This window comes from Mycobacterium sp., from assembly GCF_052145595.1.
Lineage (GTDB): Bacteria > Actinomycetota > Actinomycetes > Mycobacteriales > Mycobacteriaceae > Mycobacterium.
The window spans coordinates 1-13,861 of sequence record NZ_JBKQOI010000072.1 but is presented as its reverse complement, the minus strand read 5'-3'; the positions used below and the strand labels follow the sequence as shown (position 1 = coordinate 13,861).

Here is a 13,861-nt window from a genome sequence, read left to right as displayed (position 1 = left end):
ATCGAGTGTTGACGCAAGGACATGGGAAAGCGATGCAGGTTCTGGGCGACAGCCGGCTCTCCTACGATCCGTACAACGTCGAGATCGACGTTGATCCCTATCCGACGTACAAGCGGCTGCGGGATGAGGCGCCACTGTATTACAACGAGAAGTTCGACTTCTGGGCGCTCAGTCGTTTCGCCGATGTCGAGGCGGCTCTTCGGGACGTGGACAACCTGAGTTCGGCCAAGGGCGACATCCTCGAGGTCGTCAAGGCGGAGCCCTTATGCCGTTTGGTGTATTCATCAACGAAGACCCTCCGTTGCACACGGTGCATCGGTTGCTGGTTTCCCGTGCGTTCACCCCGCGAAAGATGAATGCCATCGAGGACCAGATACGTGCGTTCTGTGGTGTCTGCCTGGATCCCCTCGTCGGCGGAGACCGCTTCGACTTCACTCTGGACCTCGGTGCCGAGATGCCGATGCGCGTGGTCGGAATCCTGGTCGGCATTCCGGACTCGTTGCAGCGCAGTGTCCGCGCGGTCGCGGGCCGCCGGCTCCGCAACAAGCCTGGTGAGCCGCTGCCGGTGAGCAAGAATAATTATTTCAACGGCAACATGTTCCGTGAGTACGTCGAATGGCGTGAGCAGAACCCGGCCGACGATCTCGTCACTGAGTTGTTGCGGGTGGAGTTCGAGGATGTGTCCGGCACGGTGCGGCGATTGAGCTCGGAGGAGCTGCTGGTGTTCCTCGGCGTCATCGCCAACGCCGGAACGGAAACGGTCGGTCGGCTCTTCGGCTGGCTGGGCAAGCTGCTCGGCGAGCATCCCGATCAGCGACGCCAGCTGGTCGAAGACCCATCGTTGATCCCAGCCGCTGTCGAGGAGGTGCTGCGCTTCGAACCTCCTGTTCAGAACATCGCCCGCTATGTTGCCAACGACGTTGAGTACCAGGGGCAGAAGGTCCCGGCAGGCAGCGCACTGCTGCTCATGTCAGGATCAGCTAATCGCGACGAACGCCGATTCGACAATCCCGACACATTCGACATCCACCGCAATGCCAACCACGTGTCCTTCGGGCGAGGGACCCACTTCTGCCTGGGCGCTTCGCTGGCCCGCCTCGAAGGCCGCGTCGCACTCGAGGAGATCCTCAAGCGCTGGCCCGACTGGACGATTGATCTGGACAACGCTGTACGGGCGCCGACGGCAACCGTGCGGGGCTGGGACAGCATGCCTGCCATCCTCGGCTAGCCACCCAAGGTCTGGGCTTGCCGTACCACCGGCACGTTGAGTCGGTTGTCCGGTCCGGGTACCTCGGGAAAATCCATGCGCCAAGGGGCTTTTCCGTGCTGGACCACCCAGCAGGATCCACTGGCCTCGATGGGAGACGTAGCCGCCAGCACGGCCGCGTCGGCGATCGCGTCCGGCTCCATCACCGGCACGCCGATGCGCTCGACCAGCGGGCGCCGGTTACCCAGCACACCGGTCTCGGTGATCCCGGGGCAGATGGTGTGGACCGAGATTCCCTCGGGGGCAAGGTTCGGCGCTATCGCCCGCATGAATCCCACCACGCCGTGCTTGCCCAGCGAGTAAACCGGATCCGGATGCCAGGGCAGGATTCCCGCCAGCGAGGCCGTCGCGAGAATCGCACCATCGATGCTCTCGCGACGCGCACGCATGGCACGGACCGCCGCCACGGTTCCGAAAACGACGCCGTCGAGATTGACGCCTACGGATCTGCGGTAGTCGGCCAGATCGAGCGAGCCGATGTCACCGGACCAGTGAATCGTGATGCCGGCGTTGAGGAATGCCAGGTCGACGCTGCCAAGCTCCCGGACGCACAAAGCGAACGCGTTGTCGACCTGTTCGGGATCGGAAACGTCGCACTGCACGGCAATCCCACCGACGGATTCGGCGACCGTGGAGGCGGCGTCCTTGTCGATGTCCACCACGCAGAGGCGCATGCCCTCGTCCGCGAGCCGCTGTGCGGTCGCGCGGCCGATGCCCGAGGCTCCGCCGGTCACGAGCGCAACGCGGCCCTCGAGGTTCATCGGCTCCCCGCTATCCCCACGGGTCGATCGGTCACCACCGATCGACCGGCTCGCCGTCCAGCTTCAGTGGCCGGGTATAGGACGGATCGGTGCGGTCCCACTTGCCCTTGATGAAGCCCTTGACGGCACCGGACGCCATGACGGAGGAGTCGCCGCTCATCATCCACTCGAGCGTGCATCGGCGCAGAGCGATCTTCCAGACGCCGTCGCGGCGCTCCAGGCGGTCGAGGTAGCGGCCTCCCATGAGCGAGACGATCTTGCCGCCCTTCGCGCGCATGGCGCCGATGACGTAGCTCTCGGCGTGGGCCTCGTCGCCGTTGATCTCACAGGTGTGAGTGGTGATGTTGTGCAGGTGATCCTCGAACACGTGGCTGTGGGCGTGGTTGGCCCACTCGCCGTACTCGGGACCGAGTTTGACCACCGGGCCGTGCTCGTCGATACCGTCTTCGAAGTAGACACTGCCCATCAACTCGGAGTCGTGCCGATCGTGTCCGCGGGACTGGTTCATGATGCAGTCCAGGATGGCCGTGCGGTCTTCGAGGTATTGCACGCGCTTCTGCAGCTGTTCTACAGCGGAGTCCGTCATTGAGATTGCCTTTCCCGTGAAACGTCGAGACCGATGCGTTGTACAACTGTATAGCACATGTCGGGGTGGGCAAGGACTGTACGTACGTATAGCATTCAAGGCAGACGCGGGGGTGCGGTCAAGAGTGGACGAAGAGGGCACGCATGTCGGAGCGCAGACCGGTTGCTTTGGTCACCGGGGCCAGTCGCGGTGCCGGAGCTGGGATTGCACATGCTCTTGGCAGCCATGGCTGCACGGTGTACGTCACCGGTCGCACTGAAAGCGCCGGCGAGTCCCCACTGGCAGGCACGATTCACCAGACCGCGCAGAGCGTCACCGAAGCCGGCGGCAAGGGAATCGCGGTACGGGTCGACCATGCCGACGACGAGCAGGTGAAGGCGTTATTCGAGCAGATCGAGCGCGAACAGGGCCGGCTGGACATCCTGGTCAACAACGCCGCCACCATCCGCGACGAGATGATGGGAAGGACCAAGTTCTGGGAGGAACCGCTCAGCGTCGTTGACACTCTCAACGTCGGGTTGCGCAGCAGTTACGTCGCCACCGTGTATGCGGCGCCGCTGATGCTTCCGCAGCGCAAGGGCCTGGTCGTCTTCACGTCGTCATCGGGAGCGGTCCATTACGCGTTCGGCCCGGCCTACGGAGTCCCTAAGGCGGGCACCGACAAGATGGCTGCGGACATGGCACTGGACTTCAAAGAGTTCGGAATCGCGACAGTCTCGATCTGGATGGGATCGCTGCTGACGGATCGCGTCCGCGCGATCATCGCCAGCAATCCCGAGAAGTTCGGTCGGATCCTCGACACCGCGGAGACCCCTGAACTGACCGGGCATGTGATCTGGGCGTTGTACAACGATCCAGACCTCATAGACCTCACCGGCCAGACGTTGATCGGAGCGGAACTGGCGATGAAGTACGGAATCACGGACGAGGGCGATCGCCAACCGCCCTCCTACCGCGACCTGTTCGATGTGCATCCACACCAGCAGTACCCCCACGTGATGCGGTAACTGCGAAGAGCCCCGGCGATGCGGATCGGATTGACCGGCGGTGGTTCGTCCGCGGACAAGATCGTGCAGCAAGCACAGCAGGCTGAAGCCGAAGGTTTCACGTCGCTGTGGTACGCCAGCTCTGTCGCAGGAGACCCGTTGGTCCCCATGGCGATCGCGGGCCGCGTTACCACATCCATCGAACTGGTACAGCGGTACTGCGGACCTAACGGCTGGATCGCCGGGTATGAAGGAGCACGGGTCCGCTCTTTCGCGCCCCCACGAACGTCGTCGGGGTATTCCTGAGCATGAAGCACGAACTGCGCGTGCTGGCGGCCCAATATATAGCGGCAGCATCGTCAACATCGCCTCGACCTACGGGCATTAGGCTGGTGCAAAGCCATTGCAAGTTCTGTGAGTGCCTCCGCGCAGCGCACGGTGGTATCAATCTGGCATCATCCAGGTCATGGGTTTGACTCTGCGCCCCAGTGAGCAGCAGGCAGAAGCGCTGCGCCGGCAGGCCGCCGCCGAAGGCCGATCGATGCAAGCTATTGCGCTGTCGGCCATCGACGAGTACATCGCCCGGCGGGCGCACAAGGCCAAAGTCGCCGCGGCGCTGCAGCGCGTGGTCCGCGAGGAGGCCGGGCTCTTGGAGCGCCTTAAGGACGCGTGACTGACTACCTGGATCTCGAGGATCTGCTCGAAATTGCCCGAGAGGCCGTTGGAAGGGATGTCGTCGTCCGGGACTACGGGTTGCTTGAATCGGCTCTGGCGCGGCCTCGCGCCTCGGTGTTTGGCCAGGATGCCTACCCAGATCTCCACCTTAAGGTGGCCACGCTGCTGCATTCGCTGGCACGGAATCACACGCTGGTGGACGGCAACAAACGACTTGCGTGGACAGCTTGCCGGACATTCCTGGCCATCAACGCTCAGTGGATTAGTGCGCCGGAAGACGAGCGCTTCGACTTTGTGATCGAGGTGGCCACCGGCGCAATGGCAGATGTCGACGAGATTTCAGCACGATTGCGCAGCTGGAGCTATCAGGAGGGCTGAGCCGCCGGGCGGGGAGTCGACCGTGACGGAGTTTGACTGACCACAATCTTGACGACAACCGCGACGACAGCCGCTCCCTCAACCACCGCCCCCACACCGCCGAAACGGCGGCGTCGTGCCTGTTCAAGGATTCTGCCGGCTCCTGGCAGTGTGGGGGTTGGTTTTTATCCGCTCTGCATCCGCCATGCGGTTCGGATTGTGTGCTCTGAACCGTCGGAATTGGTCGAGTTCGTCCAATTTGACCAGCATAAACGTCTTCCACCTGACTTCGCCTCCGCCTGAAGGGCGGAAGGTCGCTCATGCGGTCCGCGCCCGGCATCTGACCGTAGGCCAGCACTGTTACGTCGCGTAACACAGCAACGCATATCCGCAGGACACCGACATGTCGCGTAACACCGCCATCGAACATCCACCGCAGCTCACAGGCTATTTCTCCAGCTTCTCTATGGGGTTCGAATCCCCTTAGCTCCACCCTTAGCTCCACAACGATTCTCAGCATGTAAATCATCATTCGCAGGTTAGCTGGCCGCTGGCCTTTGGACCTTCGGACCGCAGTCGGACCGCAGCATTGCGGATCGCAACGTCGAGGTTCGCGGCAACATCGTCCAGGTCTTCATCGAACAGGTCGGCATACACATCGAGCGTCATGGACGCTTTCGCGTGCCCGAGCATCCGTTGCACCGCTTTGACATTCGCCCCTGCGCTGACCGCCAGGCTTGCGGCACTGTGCCGTAGGTCGTGCGGGGTGATCGACGGAAACGACTCGTCGGCCTTCTGGCACTTCTTCACCGCCGGGCCAGACTTCGAGGGGCGCTGACATCGGGAGAAGCTGGGCTGCCGCCCGCGCTTTCAGATCAGGTGCTAACCCCACCGTCCGTCACGACGATCCGGGCGGCGTCGAGATTGGGGATCCGTCGCGATGCGGCGTCAATGTCGCCGTCGCGGTGGGATTCGACGAGTGCTGTGGGGAAGTACGTGCCGGGCTTGGAGTATGTCCACTCGAGGGTGAGGGTGAGTTCGGCGGACTCGCCGTCGACCTCTTGGGTGACCGGGTATGCACCTGACCCGTCGAGGTCCCACTTGACCGAGATGACGGTCCCGGCGCCAGGGGGCACCTCGGCGTGCAGCTCGAGGTTGATCGGCGTCCCGGCGCAGATCTCGGTTTTCTTCGCCCCATTGGCCGTCACCTGTACGACGGGCTGGATGCCGCCGCGTTCCTTTGCCGACGGCGGCAGGATGATCTGCCCGTCCGCGAGGTCGAAGGCGGTCTCGGCCGGCTCGATGCCGTCCTCGACCCAGGCCGTGAGGTCGGCCAAGCACTGCTCGACGTGTGGGCTGTAGTCGACCAGCCAAGTGTTGTTGGCCCTGTTGGGCGGCGCGGCGGCCATGAAAGGCGGGACGTGCTCGGCGTTTTCCAGCCACCGCAACCGGAAGCACTGGCGCGAGCGCGCGGCGCCGACCTCGCGTTCGATGTTGTTCTTCATCCCGACACCCTGCGACGGCCACAGAGACGAGTCGTGGGTGTGTTGAATCCACAGCATCTTCCCGTCGAAACGGCCGGTATGGCGCACACCCATGAACGGCGACAACTCAGGCTGCTGGTACTGCTCGTAGATGGGTAGCCCGCGGAGCCGGAACTGCTCGGCGCCCAACGATTCCCAGATGTGGTGACGCGTGTAGTAGCAGTAGGCCAGAAAAGCCCGGTTGTCGAACTGCACCCGGTCTCCGGGTTGGACGCCCGTCAGACGCAGGTTGCTGGCTTCGCCTTCCCCGTCGAGCAGCAGCGAGTTGCCCACGCCGCTCATGCAGTACAGCTGCCGACCCGCCGCCTGGCCGTCGAGGAACCGGACCCCGGCGCCGGGCAGATAGCCGCCAGTGGTGTCGCCGAGCTGGATCACCAGCGGCGAGTCCATCGCGTTCTGCATCGTGCCGAAGACCGTGGTCAGCATGCGCAGCGCAGCGAACTGGGGTCCCGCGAACTGCTCGTCATTGGCCAAGTCATTGCCGGTCAACACCCGTGTCACGGTGGTTTGAGTGTCGATCAGGTCGGCCTGCAGCAGTTCAGGCTGGTCGAAGCCGACATGGCCGGGTTCGGTCCAAAACCGCCCAAAGTAGGGGTCCTCACGCGACATCCGTTCGGCCATCGAACACCACAACCACAGCTGCCCCATCGGCTGGCTGATCATGAACTCGTCGCCACGCGGGAACCCGAGCTTGTAGAGCGTCGCGAGCTGTTCCCGCTGGTGAGTGTTCAACCCGGCGAAGGGGTCCCCACTGCCGCCCGGCCGCATCGCGTCGACGACGTCGCCGATCTTGTCTCCCAGCACCCGCTGCGCGTTGAACATCGCCGCGAAGTTGGGCGTCCCATCCCGCGGCCGCGACCAGTCACCGTAATCACCGTCGACGTCGTCGCCCATGAACGGCATCGCCGCGTCCCAGACGTCTGGCGCATAGGCCAGACACAATGGTGACCGTCGCGCCCCGCCGCTGCCACCGAACACATAGGAGTGCCGTGGCGCCGCGCCCAGGACCTGGGTGGCGACATACTTCGAGAACCGGGCCGACTCCGCGGCGGCTCGCCATCCATAGATCGTCGGATCGTCCCCGGCCCTGGCATCCTTCACGTCACCGATGTGGCCCATGTTCGATTCGACCATGTAGCCGCCGAGCCGAAACACCATTTCCGCCCCGCCCGTAACCGCCCCCAGCGGCTGGGACGCCACATCCTCGTGCCCGGCGTTGGCGCCCTCCAACGGCTGGTAGAGCCGACCCCGGTACAGCTCGGCCGGCGGATAACAAAACGCGAATCTGGTGTCGGTGCCGGTGAACCCACCGTGCACATACCCATGCGGCACCGGTAACTCGCGCCACTCGTCGACGTCGATGTAGGGTGCCCCGAAAAAGTCGTCCACCACAACGTAACTGCTCAGGTCGATTGGGTTCACGGTGTCCTCCGTTCACTGGACTGCTAGCGCGAGTTGCTCGCCGGACGTCCCTGGTGTCGATGCCGACCTTGGCCCATCATCCCGAGTTGTCTCAGTCTTTGGCACGCCATTCAGGCTTTCCACGGTGCAGTCCCTCCAGCTCGAGGGCCGGATGGAGCTGACCCGCACAGCCGACTTCCCGACGCGGACATCTGCTTCGCAACCGTGGGCGGCTTAACCAGCCAATCGGCACCGTTCGATCAGAACCCGTGCTAAGCGCTCCGTCTTTGAATGTCATCCCGACGCCCAGCCCGCGGTCAGCGCCTCGATCGTCGTGATCGTGGCCAGCATCGCCATCGTGTGCGTGATTGCTAAGTCGGCGTAGACGGCGGGAGTGCCGCCGACGGCATCGCGGGGCACGACCACCCGATACCCCATCTGGGACATGTGGCCCGCGGTGAAGGGTAGCGCGAGATTCAGTGACACCCCGGCAAGGACGACGGTACGCACTCCGAGGCTGGCCAGTACTGGCAGCAATTCGGTGTCGAGAGTCGGATACAACCCATGATGGCGGGCGACAACGAGGTCGTCGGGCCCCAGCAGTTCCGGGATGACTTGGGTGGGTGCGCTGCCGGGCGTCCACCCCTCGGTGGCCGGCCCAAGGGCGCGCCAGATCCGTGCCGAGCCGACATGGTCACTTCCGAGCAGGCCCTCGAAGGTGGCGTGGATAACCACGACCCCGCTGCTTCGTGCTGCGGTCAGCACCCGACCGATGTTGCTTACCAAATCTCTGGTCTCGGCGCCAAGCGCCGGGAGCACCGAGTTGGGTCCCAGCACGCCGTTCTGACACTCCACACAAACCACCGCGGTGGTGGACGGTTCTTCGGTCGGTCGGGACGCGGACGACATCGGGTTCCTTTCCGTCACACTCTTGTTGACACTTTCGAGACACGGTCGCGCCGAAGGCTGAGATGAAGTCGGCGGCGGCATCGTTCGACGACGCGTCCCCGTGCACCACAGCACAAGTCGCACGAAGTGCGCGAGTTCTTCGAGTTCTCGTCACTGGATGGCGATGTCCCACAGGGCTTGCGTCGCAATGCCGGCAGCGCCCAGGCGGTGGGCATGCTCGGTCGTGCTACCGAACTCGTCGATCCAGGCCTGCGCGCGCAAGGTCGCTAGCCAGAGTGGGTGTTCCGCGGTGACGCCGATAGCGCCGTGTAACTGATGGGCGATCGTGGTGACCGGATCGACCACCTGCCCGAGCACGACCTTCGCGACCGTGACGGCGTGGCGGGTCTGCGGAGCGGCGAAACCGTATTCGTCGGCTGCGGCGACAGCCACTGTCGTTACCGCGCGTCCGCGTTCGATGTCACCGGCCATGTTGGCCAGGGCATGTTGCACCGCCTGGAAGGCGCTCAATGGACGCCCGAACTGCGATCGTTCCCGGGTGTGAGCAACGGTGAGTTCGGCGGCGGCGTCTAGGGCGCCGATCGTCTGGCAGCAGCGCGCCCATGCACCGCGACAGGACAACTCGTCGGCGATCGGCGTGGGCAGCGCGATCAACTGATCGGTCGAGATGGCGAATTCGACTGTCCCGCAGGGTTCGCCGGCCAGATTGTGACTGGCCTCGATCTCGGGTTCATGCATGATCCCCACGTGCAGCGCGTCCGAGGTGCGCACTGCCAGAACGACGGCGGCCGCCTGCTGCGCCCACGGCACCCGGGCCGCTGTTCCGGCGATTGTGCCGTTCGACATGGCGCCCCGCGCGATCGCGACCGTCAACGGCCCCGGTGGCGCCTCGGACCCCGCTTCGCCCGCGAGCCAGCACGCCATCAGGTCGGTCTCGGCGATCGGTACCGCCCCGGCATGGCGCGCCAGCCCGCGGAGAACCACCGCGGCGTCGGCGGGGGTCGCCCCGAGGTCGGGTGTGCTGGTCAGCCGGTCCAGGCCGGTCTCGGCCAGTGCGCGCCAGAGGGCGTCGTCGAAGTGGTCGGGGTGGCCCCGGTGGCCGATGCGCGCATCGAAGGACCGGCGACCGATGTCGTCGACGAGCTGACGCAGCTCGGTTGAGTCATCGTTGGTTGGTGCATTGTCGAGCACCCCACCGGAGAGCCACGTACTCAACGCAATCCCATCCCTCGCGCGACTATGCCCCGCAGTACCTCGTTCGTGCCGCCGCGCAGCGTGAACATCGGCTTGTGCAACCGGCCGGCGTCGAGCATGGCGCGAAGCCGCGGTTCCAGAGGAAGGCCGTCGACAAGACCGGCGACCGCCTCCACCGACTCCTGCTCGAAGCGGGTACCGAGATCCTTGACCAGCGCCGCCCGGTTGGTCTGGTCGACACCATCGGACAGGGAGCGTGCGACCGAGATCGACAGCTGGCGAAGGGAAATCAGGCGCGCCAGCAGGTGACCGACATCGGCCACGGTGCGGCGGTCCGGCGGCGATGGGGATTCCGACAGTGCGCACAGGCACTCCCCGATGAGAGGGGCGGTGGACAGGATCCGCTCGGGACCGCTGCGCTCGAATGACAACTCGGCCGTCACTTGAAGCCAGCCGTTCCCTATCTCGCCGAGCACGTCGGCATCGGGGACGAACACGCCCTCGAATACGACCTCACTGAAATGATGGTCGCCGTCCATCGAGACGATCGGCTCGATGCGTACCCCTTGCGCATCGGTCGGCACGATGAACTGGCTGAAGCCGGAGTGCCGCTGCTGTGACTCGACCGGACTGGATCGAGCCAGCACCACTATCTGGTGGGCGCGGTGTGCGCCGCTGCTCCAGATCTTCCTGCCGGTGAGTATCCAGCCGCCGTCGACGCGGTTGGCCTTGGTCGAAGCTGCGGCGAGGTCGGAGCCGGCCTGCGGCTCGCTCATCCCGATCGCCGAGAACAAGCGTCCTTTCGCGATCCGCGGCAGAATCCGTTGTCGCTGTTCGTCAGTGCCGTAGATCATCACTGCGGGCGCAACTTGGCGGTCGGCCACCCAGTGCGCAGCCACCGGAGCGCCGTGGGTGAGCAGCTCTTCGGTCACGACGTAGCGCTGGAGGTGGCTGCGTCCCTGTCCGCCGTAGACGGTAGGGATGGTCAAACCCAGGAAGCCGGCGTCGCCGAGTCTGGCGCTGATGGCCTCGTCCCATCGCGTCATCCATGCGTCGACCGTCGGCTGCCAGCCGAACTCAGCGCGGTCGTTGCGCAAGAAGTCCCGAACCGACGCCCGTAGTGCCGTCAGTTCGGGTTCGCTGAGGGTCAGTTTCTCGAACACGCTCAAGGGGTCGACGGTAACGCCGGCAGCAGCACGGGGCAGATAGAAGTCCTGTGTCAGGTCCGCGGTCCTTTCGTCATTCCTGATGCAGTGCGGCCCGTGCTTGCCCAGAATGCTATAACTATATACCTTATTAAGGATACCGAATAGCATGCGAGCGAGGGCTGACGGCTGTGAGTGAGATCCAATCTGTGGGCACCTACTTGCCCCCATGGCGTCAGCACGACCGGCGAGTGCCGGGTCCGGATGAAGACGCTCTCACCATGGCGGTGGCAGCGGGGCGCGCCGCCGATCCAAACGCCTCCGCGCATCGTGTCGTGATCGTGTCGCGGGACTTCCCGTTACTGGAGGGCGGTAACGGTGCGGTCCTGCTGGCCGGCCTATCGCTGCCTGCCGATGTACAGGTCACCGAGGTGCTTGGTGGTGCTCCGGCGGTGCTGGACCAGCTTGTTGCCGGCGACGCGGGCACGCTTGTCATCGCCGCCGACGACTCTGACAACGCCGCAGGTGCGGCGGCCGCTCTGCTGGGAGATGGCGGTGCCGCCATCACGTCCGTCGCCCGGCAGAATCGCAGTCTGCCCACCTTGGTTCGTGGCCAGGACGGCGCCCGCCACACCTATGCCGATCCGCGGTTGCAACGCGAGGTCGGTGTGAAATCGACGCTGGCCCGCCTCAATCTCGCCGACTCACGAGTCGTTGCGGTGGTTGCTGGTGTGACTCTCAAGGAACTCGGGTTGGGCTTCGATACCGTTGCCGCTCACGAAGACCCGAGCGCTTCAGCCGCCGGAGTGATCCGGCTAATCGCGGCTGCGTTGGAAAGTCGCTCCGACGGACTGATTCTCGCGATCGAGCAGTCGATGGTGACCGTCGCGCACCTGACGAACACCGTGATCGCGCCCGTGGTGAGGCGTGACGAGACGCTCGTGGGTGAACTGCCCAAAACCAACACCGCCGAGGGCACTGGGATTCCCATCTCGTTGGCCGCCTACGCTCGCGCATTTGAACCCAAATTGCGCTGGGAGGCAGCAATATTCGACGAGAGACCGGGCATCGACTCGGCGCCGGTGTTCCCACCGCGCGCGCGGGTCGATTCGGCCGGCGCACTGGCCACCGAGTACCGGTTGGAGCCGTTGCCCCGCACCGGAACCATCTACACGCAGACCACGATCCGTATTCCGGTTCCGGATCTGCCGAGCCCGTACTCTTTGGCGGTTGTCCAACTCGATGACAGCCCGGTACGTGTGCTGCTGAAGGTGACCGGCGCCGTCGCCGGCGAGTCGAGTATCGGCCAGGCAGGTTCGGTCGTCCTTCGCAGGATCGCCACCCGTGCGGGCATCCCCGACTACGGATACGCGTTCTGGCCGGGCCGCGAATCGCAAGGTGCATCGCTGTGAGGCGGGTGGCGATGGTCGGCGCGGGCATGACGCCTTTCGCCGAACACTTTGCGCTGGGTATCAAGGATCTGATCCCGATGGCCTACGCCGATTGTGTGTCACACGTCGACAACGGCATCGACAAGTCTGACATTGAGGCGGCCTGGTTCGGCGAGCTGTCGACCACCGACGGTTTCCCATCGGGGATTCTGGCGGACACCCTCGATCTCACCGACATCCCAGTGACCCGCGTCGAGAACGCCTGCGCCACCGGTAATGACGCTATCCGCAACGGCACCTTGGCGATCGCATCCGGTTTCTACGATGTGGTGCTCGTGGCGGGTGCGGACAAGGTGCGTGAGACGGCCTCGAACACCACGTTCTGGGAATGGGCGGGCATGACCCGCGATACGGCGTGGGACTATCCACTGGGCCTGGTGGCGCCGGCCAACTTCGCCTTGCACGTCGCACGCTATTTGCACGAATCGCCGGCCACCAAGGAGCACATGGCCATGGTTGCGGTCAAGAATCACTTCCATGCGGTGTCGAACCCGAAAGCCCAGCTGCGCTACGAGATCACCGTCGAGCAGGCGCTGGCCGCTCCGATGGTGGTGGATCCGTTCGGGCTCTACGATTGCACGCCGCAGAGTGACGGCGCGGCCGCGGTGATCCTGGTAGCCGAGGACGTCGTCGACCACTACACCGATCGGCCGGTGTGGGTTCGTGGCGTCGGGCTGGGTATGGACCGGGTGATGCACCAGCACAAGCCGGACATGACCTCGTTTCCGCCGACGGTGCGGGCGGCCAAAGCAGCGATGGCTATGGCGGGGACAACCCCGCGCGATGTGAACGTCGCCGAAGTCCACGACTGCTTCACCGGGGTGGAGTTGATCAGCTACGAGGATCTCGGCTTCGCTAATCGGTTCGAGGCGTACAAGATTGTCGAGGGTCGTGAACACTGCGTCGGAGGTTCGATCCCGGTCAATCCGAGCGGTGGGCTCAAGGCCAAGGGACATCCACCGGGCGCGACCGGCGTCGCGCAGTGCTACGAACTGTTCAACCAGCTGCGGGGTGAGGCCGAGAATCAGGTCGACGGCGCGCGAATAGCATTGGCGCACAACGTCGGTGGACCCACTGCTGTCTCGGCCGTGACGATCCTCTCTAACGACAAAGGCTAGGAACTCAGAAATGACCAGTTCGTCTGCCCTCTCCACGTTGTCCGGCTACGAAGACTTCGCCCCGTGGCTGCTGGTCGAGAAGGCCGGCGCTGTACACGTCGTGAGCATCAACCGCCCCGACGCCCTCAATGCCGTCGACGAGGAATTGCACCATGCCTTCGCCGGCATCTGGCAGGCGCTGGAGGCCGACGATGACGTCCGGGCGGTCGTCACCACCGGCGTGGGCAAGGCGTTCTCGGCCGGCGGCGACATGGTCATGTTCGGCCGTCTGATCGACGACCCGGAGGCGCGAGCATTCCAGATCGCCGAGGCGCGAACGGTTTTCCAGGCGGTCATCAATTTCGGCAAGCCACTGGTGTCGGCGGTCAACGGGGCCGCGGTCGGCCTCGGGTGCTCCATCGCATTGTTGTCCGATCTGCTGGTGATGGGCGAAAGCAGCTATCTCGCCGATCCCCATGTGCCGGTGG

General features: G+C 64.6%; 13 protein-coding genes and 2 pseudogenes. 8 read left to right on the top strand and 7 right to left on the bottom strand.

From position 1 onward, the window contains the following. Positions 1 to 32 precede the first annotated feature (32 nt). Positions 33 to 1,228, top strand: a pseudogene (locus ACLP4W_RS05230) (cytochrome P450). Here ACLP4W_RS05230 and ACLP4W_RS05225 read toward each other — a convergent pair. Both ACLP4W_RS05225 and ACLP4W_RS05220 read right to left on the bottom strand, forming a co-directional pair. Continuing rightward, complete coding sequence (locus ACLP4W_RS05225; protein ID WP_442384793.1) at positions 1,225 to 2,028, bottom strand: SDR family oxidoreductase; 804 nt, start codon at positions 2,026 to 2,028, stop codon at positions 1,225 to 1,227. The pseudogene ACLP4W_RS05230 and the gene ACLP4W_RS05225 sit on opposite strands and share 4 nt — an antisense overlap. A gap of 31 nt (positions 2,029 to 2,059) precedes the next feature. Continuing rightward, the gene (locus tag ACLP4W_RS05220; protein ID WP_442384791.1) at positions 2,060 to 2,614 is read right to left on the bottom strand and encodes a nuclear transport factor 2 family protein; all 555 of its coding nucleotides are present in this window, start codon (positions 2,612 to 2,614) and stop codon (positions 2,060 to 2,062) included. A gap of 143 nt (positions 2,615 to 2,757) precedes the next feature. Between ACLP4W_RS05220 and ACLP4W_RS05215 the strand changes: the two genes are divergently transcribed. The 4 genes and pseudogenes from ACLP4W_RS05215 to ACLP4W_RS05200 all read left to right on the top strand — a co-directional run bounded on the left by ACLP4W_RS05215 (position 2,758) and on the right by ACLP4W_RS05200 (position 4,653). After that, a complete protein-coding gene (locus tag ACLP4W_RS05215; RefSeq protein WP_442365383.1) occupies positions 2,758 to 3,621 on the top strand; it encodes an SDR family NAD(P)-dependent oxidoreductase in 864 nt (287 codons plus the stop codon). An 18-nt stretch (positions 3,622 to 3,639) separates the two neighbouring features. After that, a pseudogene (locus ACLP4W_RS05210) lies at positions 3,640 to 3,827 on the top strand (LLM class flavin-dependent oxidoreductase); the annotation flags it as partial. A gap of 239 nt (positions 3,828 to 4,066) precedes the next feature. Next, on the top strand, positions 4,067 to 4,273 hold the full coding sequence (locus ACLP4W_RS05205) for a CopG family transcriptional regulator (protein ID WP_442384789.1): 207 nt from the start codon (positions 4,067 to 4,069) through the stop codon (positions 4,271 to 4,273). Then, complete coding sequence (locus ACLP4W_RS05200) at positions 4,270 to 4,653, top strand: type II toxin-antitoxin system death-on-curing family toxin (RefSeq protein WP_442384787.1); 384 nt, start codon at positions 4,270 to 4,272, stop codon at positions 4,651 to 4,653. The genes ACLP4W_RS05205 and ACLP4W_RS05200 overlap by 4 nt, the downstream gene beginning before the upstream one ends. Positions 4,654 to 5,160: 507 nt before the next feature. Here ACLP4W_RS05200 and ACLP4W_RS05195 read toward each other — a convergent pair. The 5 genes from ACLP4W_RS05195 to ACLP4W_RS05175 all read right to left on the bottom strand — a co-directional run bounded on the left by ACLP4W_RS05195 (position 5,161) and on the right by ACLP4W_RS05175 (position 10,849). After that, complete coding sequence (locus tag ACLP4W_RS05195) at positions 5,161 to 5,442, bottom strand: tyrosine-type recombinase/integrase (protein ID WP_442384785.1); 282 nt, start codon at positions 5,440 to 5,442, stop codon at positions 5,161 to 5,163. Positions 5,443 to 5,507: 65 nt separating this feature from the next. Further along, positions 5,508 to 7,598, bottom strand: coding sequence for a hypothetical protein (locus ACLP4W_RS05190; protein WP_442384783.1), 2,091 nt, complete (start codon positions 7,596 to 7,598; stop codon positions 5,508 to 5,510). Positions 7,599 to 7,871: 273 nt separating this feature from the next. Further along, on the bottom strand, positions 7,872 to 8,486 hold the full coding sequence (locus ACLP4W_RS05185; RefSeq protein ID WP_442384781.1) for a cysteine hydrolase: 615 nt from the start codon (positions 8,484 to 8,486) through the stop codon (positions 7,872 to 7,874). A 150-nt stretch (positions 8,487 to 8,636) separates the two neighbouring features. Next, a complete protein-coding gene (locus ACLP4W_RS05180; protein WP_442384779.1) occupies positions 8,637 to 9,701 on the bottom strand; it encodes an acyl-CoA dehydrogenase family protein in 1,065 nt (354 codons plus the stop codon). Continuing rightward, the gene (locus ACLP4W_RS05175) at positions 9,698 to 10,849 is read right to left on the bottom strand and encodes an acyl-CoA dehydrogenase family protein (protein WP_442384777.1); all 1,152 of its coding nucleotides are present in this window, start codon (positions 10,847 to 10,849) and stop codon (positions 9,698 to 9,700) included. The genes ACLP4W_RS05180 and ACLP4W_RS05175 overlap by 4 nt, the downstream gene beginning before the upstream one ends. 167 nt (positions 10,850 to 11,016) lie before the next feature. Here ACLP4W_RS05175 and ACLP4W_RS05170 point away from each other — a divergent pair, with 167 nt between their 5' ends. The 3 genes from ACLP4W_RS05170 to ACLP4W_RS05160 form a co-directional block, all read left to right on the top strand. Then, the gene (locus ACLP4W_RS05170; protein WP_442384775.1) at positions 11,017 to 12,237 is read left to right on the top strand and encodes an OB-fold domain-containing protein; all 1,221 of its coding nucleotides are present in this window, start codon (positions 11,017 to 11,019) and stop codon (positions 12,235 to 12,237) included. Beyond that, positions 12,234 to 13,394, top strand: a complete 1,161-nt coding sequence (locus tag ACLP4W_RS05165; RefSeq protein ID WP_442384773.1) for a thiolase C-terminal domain-containing protein — start codon at positions 12,234 to 12,236, stop codon at positions 13,392 to 13,394. The genes ACLP4W_RS05170 and ACLP4W_RS05165 overlap by 4 nt, the downstream gene beginning before the upstream one ends. 10 nt (positions 13,395 to 13,404) lie before the next feature. Continuing rightward, on the top strand, positions 13,405 to 13,861 hold a 457-nt coding region (locus ACLP4W_RS05160; protein WP_442384770.1), incomplete at its 3' end, for an enoyl-CoA hydratase/isomerase family protein.

Bases quoted from the DNA above. Each gene is read 5' to 3' on its own strand.
- ACLP4W_RS05225 (WP_442384793.1), bottom strand. From the start codon at position 2,028: ATGAACCTCGAGGGCCGCGTTGCGCTCGTGACCGGCGGAGCCTCGGGC.
- ACLP4W_RS05220 (WP_442384791.1), bottom strand. From the start codon at position 2,614: ATGACGGACTCCGCTGTAGAACAGCTGCAGAAGCGCGTGCAATACCTC.
- ACLP4W_RS05215 (WP_442365383.1), top strand. From the start codon at position 2,758: ATGTCGGAGCGCAGACCGGTTGCTTTGGTCACCGGGGCCAGTCGCGGT.
- ACLP4W_RS05205 (WP_442384789.1), top strand. From the start codon at position 4,067: ATGGGTTTGACTCTGCGCCCCAGTGAGCAGCAGGCAGAAGCGCTGCGC.
- ACLP4W_RS05185 (WP_442384781.1), bottom strand. From the start codon at position 8,486: ATGTCGTCCGCGTCCCGACCGACCGAAGAACCGTCCACCACCGCGGTG.